Raw genomic sequence first — 8,658 nt, 5'->3', positions numbered from 1 at the left:
GTGTGCCATCGGGTGTCTGACACCGGATGGCGCGGTCACTCATCGACGGTCAGCTCCTTGGCGGCCTTGGCGATGTCGGTCTGGTACTTGAGCAGGATGTTCAGCGTGTCCTTCGCCGTCTGCTCGTCGATCGTCTCGATGTTGAGCAGCATCAGCGTGCGCGCCCAGTCGAGTGTCTCGGAGACGCTCGGGCTCTTCTTCAGATCGAGCTGGCGGATCGAGCGCACCACCCGAGCGACCTGATCGGCCAGGTTGTCGGTGATCCCCGGCGTCTTCGCGAGGACGATCTCCTTCTCGCGCTCCAGCTGCGGGTAGTCGACGTGGAGGTACAGACAGCGCCGCTTCAGGGCTTCGGACAGCTCACGGGTGTTGTTCGAGGTCAGGAACACGAGAGGAATCTGCTTGGCCTCGATCGTGCCCAGTTCGGGGATCGACACCTGGTAGTCGGAGAGGATCTCCAGGAGCAACGCCTCGGTCTCGACCTCGACGCGGTCGACTTCGTCGATCAGAAGGACCACCGGCTCGTCGGCGGTGATGGCCTCGAGCAGCGGTCGGGTGAGCAGGAACTCGTCGGAGAAGATGTCCTCGCGGACGTCGGTCCAGTCGTGAGCTTCTTCCGTCTCGCCGCGTTCGGTCTGGATGCGGAGCAGCTGCTTCTTGTAGTTCCACTCGTAGAGCGCCTTGCTCTCGTCGAGTCCCTCGTAGCACTGCAGACGAATCAGCTTCGCTCCGGTGATCTCGGCCACCGACTTCGCCAGCTGGGTCTTGCCGGTGCCGGCAGGCCCCTCGACCAGGATCGGCTTCTGCAAACGGTCGGCGAGGTAGGCGACCCCGGCGATCCCGTCATCGGCCAGGTACTGGGCGTCGCGCAGCGCGTCGCGCACCTGCTGCACGCTCTCGAATCGCGGTTCGGCGTCGAAAGGCGTGGTGGGGCGTTCGTCGGTGGTCGTCATACCGCATCGAACCTACCGCTCGGTAGATGCGCGACCGGAATCGGAATCGTCGCTCGGGGGTCACGCGTCACGTAACGTCGGTCACATGAGCGCCAACCTCCAGAAGTTCACGCGCGCCGTGCACATCCTGCGCAACGTCGCCGTGCGGGTTCCCGGCGATGCGTGGGACAACCCGTCGTGCTGCAGCGGGTGGAGCGCCCGAGAAGTCGCCGGACACACCTCGTGGGTGTTGCAGAACATCACGGCCACCACAGGATTCGGCGACGCACCGATCGAGCAACCCGAGGCCGAGGTGGCCGGACCCGATCCCGCGGCCACGATCTGCAGGTCGGTCGACGCCTGCCTCGCCGCGCTCGACCATCCGGGCACGCTCGACACCGTCGCCGCGACACCGTTCGGCGAGATGCCGATCGACAACTTCATCGGCACCGTATGGATCGATCCGCTGACGCATGCCTGGGACATCGCCGACGCTGCCGGCATCGCCCCCGGAATCGACGAGGCCACCGCGTCGGAAGCACAGGCGAACCTTGAACCGGTCTCGGACATGGTCCGCGGCGCCGGCATCTTCGGTCCCGAGACCACCCCGGCAGGACCGAGCGCTGTCGATCAGTTCGTCGCGTTCGCCGGGCGAACCAGCATCCGCGGCTGAAGCCGCCGGCTCGGCATCGCTCAGCCGACCACGGTGACGGAACCCGCGACGGGGTCCACCTTGACCTGTGCCCCGTCGGCGATCTGGAGAACGCCGGGGACGCCCACCACCGCCGCAATTCCGAGTTCGCGTGCGATGACGGCGGCGTGGCACAACAGGCCGCCCTGCTCGGTGACGACCGCGCCGGCGATGCTGAGCACCGAGTTGAACGTCGGTGCGGTGAAGCGTGTGATCAGCACGTCACCTGGTTCGCACCGCTCGATCGCCTCGTTCGCGTCGGCGACGACGCGCCCCCGACCGACGTAGGTCGACGTACCGATCCCGGTACCACGCATCTCACCGTGAGCCAGGTCGGCCTCGAGCAGCGACACGGCATGGACCGTCATCCTCATCATGCGGCCCATCGCATCCGGCAAGCCGTCGAGGTCCGGTTCGATCGGCTCCGGGCCCAGGAAGGCCGGCGCGAGCGAGTCCGCGCGCTCCATTCGAATCCCGTGCCGCGTCGACACCGCCTCGGCTCGTGGTCCCGGCTCTCCGCGCAGTGACCCGGAGAGCTCCGCCGCCGCCAGGTCGAAGACGTGATCGGGCTGCTGAATTCTTCCCGCGACCTCCAGCCGCCGACCGGTCTCCAGGAGTGCAGTGCGGAGAACTCCCAGCGGCCACTCAGCGGTGATCGGTCCGTTCTCGTCACGCAGTCCGTACAGGCGACGAGCGTCCGCGACGAGGTCGTCGAACTCGCCCCGACGACCGGCCGGCACCGTCTCGCGGAGGATCGCGAGCGCTTCATCACCCCGTTCGACTGCGAGTTCAGCCGCCGTCCGGTCGTCCAGCAGCCGCGGGTCGCGCAGCATCGCCATGATCACGTCGGGCATCTCACCCAGTGTGAGTCCCGTGACGTCGTATCCCGTCGTCAAGCGGGTCCCGTACTCGAGCAGGAAGTCGTCGAGCAGGCCGGCGGCACGATCGCCGATCGATCGCACGTCGTCGAGCGTGACCGGAGCACTTCCGGCCGTCTCGACCTCGCGCGCCAACGGTCGGAGGGCGTCGCCGGGAGCGCTGGACGCGGGCGACGCCCCGGTGAGCACGGCCATCACCTCGCGCGCGTCGATCCCCCACTCCTCGGCGTGATCGAGCAACAGCGCGATCGGTCCGAGGTCGCTGATGTGGAGGCGGAAGTGCAGCACGAACGACGTCCGCAAGTGCGCGAACACGGCATCGAGATGGTCAGCGAGGTGCTCATCGGACACCGCCGCGACGTCCACAGCGGCGAGTTGTCTGTTCGTCGCCGAGATCGACGGCTTCCAGTCGACCTCCCAGCGGTCCGCTTCGTCCCTCCACCGCTTGTCATCCAGCGATGCTTCGGCAGTTCGCGCTCGCTTCCGCAGCCGCGGGTGGATCGCGAAGACCGAGCGCATCAACCACGGCGGCGGGGGTGTCGACGGTCCCCGCCCGCTCGCTCCGATGATCGGGACGAGCCGTCGATACATCTGCCCGTTGACGAATCGGACGTCCATGGTCGCCAAGGGTGCGCCGATGAGGTCGAACCCTTCACGCATTCCCTCCGGGGCGGCGTCCTCCATCAGGTCGATCATCGGTCGCGACACCGTTCGATCGAAGTGCGAACTGTCGCGCTCCCACGTTCCTGGTCCGGGTGGGTCCCAGCGGGTCGGCGCCATCCCCTCATCTTCGCAGGCAGGCCATCGAGCGTCGACTGCGTAGTCTCACGGCGATGGGTCAGGCATTCCAGGACGCTGCCGACGAGTTCATCGAGGCGTTGGCCACGATCCTCGACGAGCTGTCGGGCGGAGCCGATCATCGCCCCGAGTGCGTGATCGAAGCATCGAACCTGGTCGCCGCCTTCATCGACGCCGACGGACGCCACAGCAACGCGGAGCTCGACGCGTGGCTCGAGTCGATCGGTCCCCGACTGACACCGCCGATGATCGTGTCCACACAGACGCTGCGTGACGACGGCACGTTCGGCGGACGAGCACGGTGGCTCGAACAGCCCAGCACGATGTTCGACCTGTTGGTGAAGGCCGACGCGAAGGATGCCCGGCGCCGGGCCAACCGGTACTACACGCTGGCGATGGTGCTCGCGCACGCCACCGCAGCGGTCGATCCGATGCCCTCCCAGGCCGAGCTGGTCGCACTCGACCGGTTTCGGACCCTGCTCCTCCGGACGATGGACGACCACGGTGTTCCTCGCCCCGGGCGGCCGGATGCCGCGACGCCTGCGGTCCGGGCCGAGGTCGGCGCCGTCGGAAGCGACGAACCCGACGGCGCCCAAGCGGTCGAACTCGCGCCGGAACGGCGGATCGAGGAGCTGCTCGCGGAACTCGACGCCCTGGTCGGCCTCGACCACGTGAAACAGGAAGTCCGGCGCCTGACATCGCTGCTCCGGATCCAGGAGATGCGCGCCGACCGGGATCTTCCGACCATCGAGACATCGAAACACCTCGTCTTCAGCGGCAATCCGGGCACCGGCAAGACCACCGTCGCTCGCTTGCTCTCGCAGATCTTCCGTTCGCTCGGGGTGGTCAGCCGAGGGCACCTGGTCGAGACCGACCGCTCGGGGCTCGTCGCAGGATTCGTCGGACAGACGGCGACGCAGACGCGCAAGGTGATGGAGTCGGCCATCGGCGGGACACTCCTCATCGACGAGGCGTACGCATTGGCACGTGGCGGCGACAACGACTTCGGTCTCGAAGCCGTCGACACGATCGTCAAGTTCATGGAGGACCACCGCGACGATCTGTCGGTGGTCGCCGCCGGATACCCCGCCGAGATGCAGGAGCTGATCGACGCCAACCCCGGATTGAAGAGTCGATTCACGCGCACGATTCACTTTCCCGACTACTCGACCGACGAGCTCGTCGCGATCTTCTCGCTCATCTCGTCGGCCAAGGAGTACCACCTGGACGCATCCGGGGTCTCCCGGTTGGAGGAGGTCATCGATGCCGAGCCGCGCGGCCGCGGGTTCGGCAACGGACGGTTCGTCCGGAACGTGTTCGAGGCAGCGGTCGGACATCACGCGTTGCGCCTGGCCGACATCGACGACCTGACCGACGAGCAACTGACGAGGCTCACCGCCGAGGACATCCATCCGGTCGACTGAGTCGAAGTAGCGTCGGGCCGACATGAGCAGCCAGCAAGATCCCGCCGCGCTGGCGAACGCAACGGCCGGCACGTGAGCGGGCTGCTCCGGAGCAACCTGGTCGTCGCCACCGGGACGGCGCTCTCACGGATCACCGGCCTGGCCCGATTCGCGGTGCTCGCCGCGGTCCTCGGTGGCACGGCGGTCAGCGACGCCTACCTGTTGGCGAACGAGACCCCGAACATCGTCTACGAGTTGCTGGTCGGCGGGGTGTTGTCGGCGACGCTGATCCCGCTCTTCACGTCATTCGACGAACAACGTGACGACGACGCGCGCAGCGCCGTGGTGTCGATGGCCCTCGCGCTGATCGCCGCCACGACGCTGATCGCCGTCGTCGCCGCACCGCTGATCTTCCGCCTCTTCTCTCAACGGGTCGACGCCGACGTCGATCCCGATCTCTTCCGGTCGGTCGGCACGACGCTCGCCCGCATCTTCCTGATCCAGATCCTCTTCTACGGCCTCACCGGACTCGCCAACGCCTTCCTCAACAGCCGTCGCCGGTTCTTCGCAGCTGCGTGGAGCCCGATCCTGCCGAACGTGATCATCATCGTGACGCTGCTGTCACTCCCCGACCTCGGCACGGACGGCTACGTGCTCACCGACGTGCTCGACAACACTCGGGTCCGATTGACCCTCGGACTCGGGGCGACGCTCGGCATCGCGTCGATGGCGCTGGTGCTGGTGCCGGCCGCGTGGCACGCCGGTCTGCGCATCCGTTTCGTGTGGAAGCCGCGCCATCCAGCGGTGAGGAAGCTCTTCTCGCTGTCGTTCTGGACCCTGGGGTTCGTCGCCGCCAACATCGTCGCGCTCACCGTCGTGCGCAACCTGACCGAGCCCGGATCGTCCGGTGCGACGGCCTACCTCGCGGCGTTCACGTTCTTCATGCTCCCGCACGGGTTGCTCGGCGTGTCGATCGCGACGACGTTCCAGCCGGAGATGGCCAAGGCGGTGTCGAGACGATCGAAGGCCGACTTCATCGCGTCGGCATCGCTCGGAATTCGGATGACGGCGCTGCTCACGATTCCCGCCGGCGTCGGATTGTTCGTCCTGCGGCGTCCGGTCATCGGGTTGGCACTCGAGTACAAGAACTTCACGGAGCAGGACGCGCTCGAGGCGTCCCGAGCGCTGGCCGGACTCGCGCTCGGTCTGGGCGCGTTCTCGATCTACCTGTTCGTCCTGCGCGCGTTCTACGCGCATCAGGACACGAAGACGGCGTTCAAGGTCAACGTCGTCGAGAACGCGTTGAACATCGCGTTGGCGTTCGCGCTGGTCGGAACCTACGGCGTGCTCGGGCTCGGTGCCTCGTTCGCGCTCGCCTACGTGATCAGCGCGCTGTGGGTCCTGCAGATCCTGAGCTACAAGGTGCCTGGATTCGGGATGCGCCCGGTGTTCGGCAGTCTCGCCCGAATGGTGGTCGCTGCGGCGCTGATGGGTGAGGCGGTCTGGCTCGTCGCACGGCTCCTCGGAAGCAACAGCGGTGGCGGGGCGCTGCTCCGTGTCGGTGCCGGCGCCGTGGTGGGCGTCATCGTCTACTCGGGAATCCTCGCTCTGATGGGCGCGCCCGAACTCGACGCGCTCCGCCGTCGGATCCCGGGACGCCGCGCCGAGGCCTCCGACTAGCATGACCGCATGTTCAAGTACCTGAAGAGGCAGTGGAAGTACTTCGTCGCGAAGATCAGCGGCCGGGCCGAGGCCAATGCCGATCCGAAGGTGCAGCTCGAGCAGGCGATCGGTGAAGCACACAGCCAGCACAAGCGGCTCAAGGAGCAGGCCGCGAACGTCATCGCCAACCAGAAACAGGCCGAGATCCGTCTGAACAAGAAGATGGAGGAGCTCGGCAAGCTCAACGCGAACGCCCGTCAAGCGCTGATCATGGCGAACGACGCGCAGCAGGCCGGCAACACCGACAAGGCCGTCGAGTACAACCACGCCGCCGAGACGATCGCCGACAAGTTGATCTCACTCGAGTCCGACGTCGAGAGCCTGAAGGCGATGGTCCTCGAGTCCACCCAGGCCGCCGACCAGGCCAAGGCTGCGGTCAAGCAGAACTCCCGCCTCCTCCAGGAGAAGATCGCCGAGAAGTCGAAGCTGATGAGCCAGCTCGACCAGGCGCAGATGCAGGAGGAGATGAACTCCGCCATGGCGTCGCTCACCGAGAGCGTCGGCGACGACGTTCCGACGTTCAACGAGGTGCAGGAGAAGATCGAGGCGCGCTATGCGAAGGCGAAGGCGTCGTCCGAACTCCAGGAGGTCACCGTCGAGAGCCGGGTGCTCGAGATCGAGCAGGCCACCGCCAACGTCGCAGCGCAGAGCCGCCTGTCCGAGCTGCGCGCCGAACTCGGCCTCGACTCGGGAGCGGCGACGAGCCCGGTCGATGCAGGCGAAACCGCGGCTCAACCGTCCGAAGGCTGACCGTGTCGTTGCGGGTCTGACCCGTCACGTCACCCTCAGGCGAGGATGACGAGGTCGTCCCGGTGGATCACGGTGTGCGCCATGCCGTCGGGCAGGGCGCTGGTGTGTCGGCCTAGGACGGGCGCCAGGTCGTGGGACCTCGTCGACGCGATCCCACGGGCGAACACCGCTCCGTCGGGACCGCTGACCTCGACCACCTGACGGGTGTCGAACAGTCCCTCGGTCGCCACCACACCGGCGGGTAGCAGGCTGTTCGGCCGATCGGTGAGTGCCCGACGGGCGCCGTCGTCGACACGCACGACGCCGGAGACCTCCGCGGCGAACGCGATCCACAGTTTCCGCGCAGACAGCACGCGTTCGTGGGGTGCAAACGTCGTGCCGACGAGTTCGTCGCTCACGGAACCGCTCAGTACGCCCGGCCGCGACGCTCGAGCGATCACGCTGCGAATCCCCGACCACGACGCCATCCGGGCGGCGGTCAGCTTGCTCGCCATCCCTCCGCTTCCCCGGCCGCTTCCGCCGCCGTCGGCGGTGATCGACAACAGCGGATCATCGGCGCCCACGAACGGGATCAGGGTCGCCGACGAGTCACGTCGCGGGTCTGCGGTGAACACGCCGTCCATGTCGGTCAACAGCACGAGCACATCGGCACCGACGCTGTTGGCGATGAGTGCGGCGATGCGGTCGTTGTCGCCGTATCGCAACTCGTCGTTCGCGATCGCGTCGTTCTCGTTCATCACGGGAACGACACCGAGTTCGAGCAGGCGATGCATCGTGGCTCGGAGGTGGACGTACTGCCGACGCTCGACGAAGTCATAGGGATCGACGAGCAGCTGGGCACCGATCACTCCGTGACGTGCGAACTCGATGTTGTAGGCCTCGACCAGGCGGCTCTGCCCGATCGCGGACACCGCCTGCACGGTCTGCATGTCCGACGGCCGCTGGTCCAGACCCAGCGCAGCAACTCCGGCGGCGACAGCGCCCGACGAGACGATCAGGACCTCGTGCCCGGCGGCCCGCAACGACGCGGTCTCGTCGGCGAGGCGCTCGATGGCGCCGTGATCGATCCGGCCGCGGTCGTCGGTGATCGACGCCGTTCCGATCTTCGCAACGACGCGCATCAGCGACGGTCCAGGCGCGAACGTGTCAACCGGTGCCGGCGCTCCGCGATCATCGGTCCTGCTGGTAGTCGAAGCTGAACTCGCCGATCCAGATCACGTCGCCATCGACCGCGCCCGCCTTCGACAGCATCTTCGGGACGCCGAGTCGCTCGAGCCGGTGGTCGATGTACGCGAGGGCCTCGGGCGTGGTCACGTCATTCAGCGCGACGACGCGCTCCACGTCGCGACCGACGAGTCGGAACTCGCCGTCGGCCAGACGCTCGACGACCGCGCCGCTCGGCTCGGGTCGGATGACGATGAGTCCATCGTCATGTCGGACCTCCTGGCGGGCGTCGTGGACATGCGCCGCCATCTTGCCGATCA

General features: G+C 67.1%; 8 protein-coding genes. 4 read left to right on the top strand and 4 right to left on the bottom strand.

Annotated elements, in window-relative coordinates; translation table 11 throughout:
• Positions 1-35 precede the first annotated feature (35 nt).
• Positions 36-953: an AAA family ATPase gene (locus ON45_RS19575; protein ID WP_051063444.1), complete on the bottom strand. Its 918-nt coding sequence runs from the start codon at positions 951-953 to the stop codon at positions 36-38.
• A gap of 85 nt (positions 954-1,038) precedes the next feature.
• Between ON45_RS19575 and ON45_RS19570 the strand changes: the two genes are divergently transcribed.
• Positions 1,039-1,605, top strand: coding sequence for a TIGR03086 family metal-binding protein (locus ON45_RS19570; RefSeq protein WP_040496292.1), 567 nt, complete (start codon positions 1,039-1,041; stop codon positions 1,603-1,605).
• A gap of 20 nt (positions 1,606-1,625) precedes the next feature.
• On the opposite strand, the gene ON45_RS19565 is transcribed toward ON45_RS19570, so the two are convergent.
• Complete coding sequence (locus tag ON45_RS19565; protein ID WP_040496291.1) at positions 1,626-3,281, bottom strand: PEP-utilizing enzyme; 1,656 nt, start codon at positions 3,279-3,281, stop codon at positions 1,626-1,628.
• 53 nt (positions 3,282-3,334) lie between these two features.
• Between ON45_RS19565 and ON45_RS21915 the strand changes: the two genes are divergently transcribed.
• The 3 genes from ON45_RS21915 to ON45_RS19550 all read left to right on the top strand — a co-directional run bounded on the left by ON45_RS21915 (position 3,335) and on the right by ON45_RS19550 (position 7,174).
• Complete coding sequence (locus ON45_RS21915) at positions 3,335-4,723, top strand: AAA family ATPase (RefSeq protein WP_051063442.1); 1,389 nt, start codon at positions 3,335-3,337, stop codon at positions 4,721-4,723.
• Between the two features lie 72 nt (positions 4,724-4,795).
• Positions 4,796-6,382, top strand: a complete 1,587-nt coding sequence (gene murJ, locus ON45_RS19555) for a murein biosynthesis integral membrane protein MurJ (protein ID WP_040496290.1) — start codon at positions 4,796-4,798, stop codon at positions 6,380-6,382.
• A 9-nt stretch (positions 6,383-6,391) separates the two neighbouring features.
• Entirely contained in the window at positions 6,392-7,174 is a 783-nt protein-coding gene (locus tag ON45_RS19550; RefSeq protein ID WP_040496289.1) for a PspA/IM30 family protein, read from the top strand.
• Positions 7,175-7,209: 35 nt separating this feature from the next.
• Here the strand turns inward: ON45_RS19550 and proB are convergent, their stop codons facing one another.
• Both proB and cgtA read right to left on the bottom strand, forming a co-directional pair.
• Complete coding sequence (gene proB, locus ON45_RS19545) at positions 7,210-8,295, bottom strand: glutamate 5-kinase (RefSeq protein ID WP_040496287.1); 1,086 nt, start codon at positions 8,293-8,295, stop codon at positions 7,210-7,212.
• A 49-nt stretch (positions 8,296-8,344) separates the two neighbouring features.
• Positions 8,345-8,658, bottom strand: a 314-nt coding sequence (gene cgtA / locus ON45_RS19540; protein ID WP_040496284.1) for an Obg family GTPase CgtA, incomplete at its 5' end; no start/stop codon positions are given.

The organism is Ilumatobacter nonamiensis YM16-303 (genome assembly GCF_000350145.1).
GTDB classification, from domain to species: Bacteria; Actinomycetota; Acidimicrobiia; order Acidimicrobiales; family Ilumatobacteraceae; genus Ilumatobacter_A; species Ilumatobacter_A nonamiensis.
The sequence above is the reverse complement of the archived record's forward strand: the minus strand, read 5'-3'. Positions and strand labels throughout refer to the sequence as shown.

Bases quoted from the DNA above. Each gene is read 5' to 3' on its own strand.
- ON45_RS19575 (WP_051063444.1), bottom strand. From the start codon at position 953: ATGACGACCACCGACGAACGCCCCACCACGCCTTTCGACGCCGAACCG.
- ON45_RS19570 (WP_040496292.1), top strand. From the start codon at position 1,039: ATGAGCGCCAACCTCCAGAAGTTCACGCGCGCCGTGCACATCCTGCGC.
- ON45_RS19565 (WP_040496291.1), bottom strand. From the start codon at position 3,281: ATGGCGCCGACCCGCTGGGACCCACCCGGACCAGGAACGTGGGAGCGC.
- ON45_RS21915 (WP_051063442.1), top strand. From the start codon at position 3,335: ATGGGTCAGGCATTCCAGGACGCTGCCGACGAGTTCATCGAGGCGTTG.
- ON45_RS19550 (WP_040496289.1), top strand. From the start codon at position 6,392: ATGTTCAAGTACCTGAAGAGGCAGTGGAAGTACTTCGTCGCGAAGATC.
- proB (WP_040496287.1), bottom strand. From the start codon at position 8,295: ATGCGCGTCGTTGCGAAGATCGGAACGGCGTCGATCACCGACGACCGC.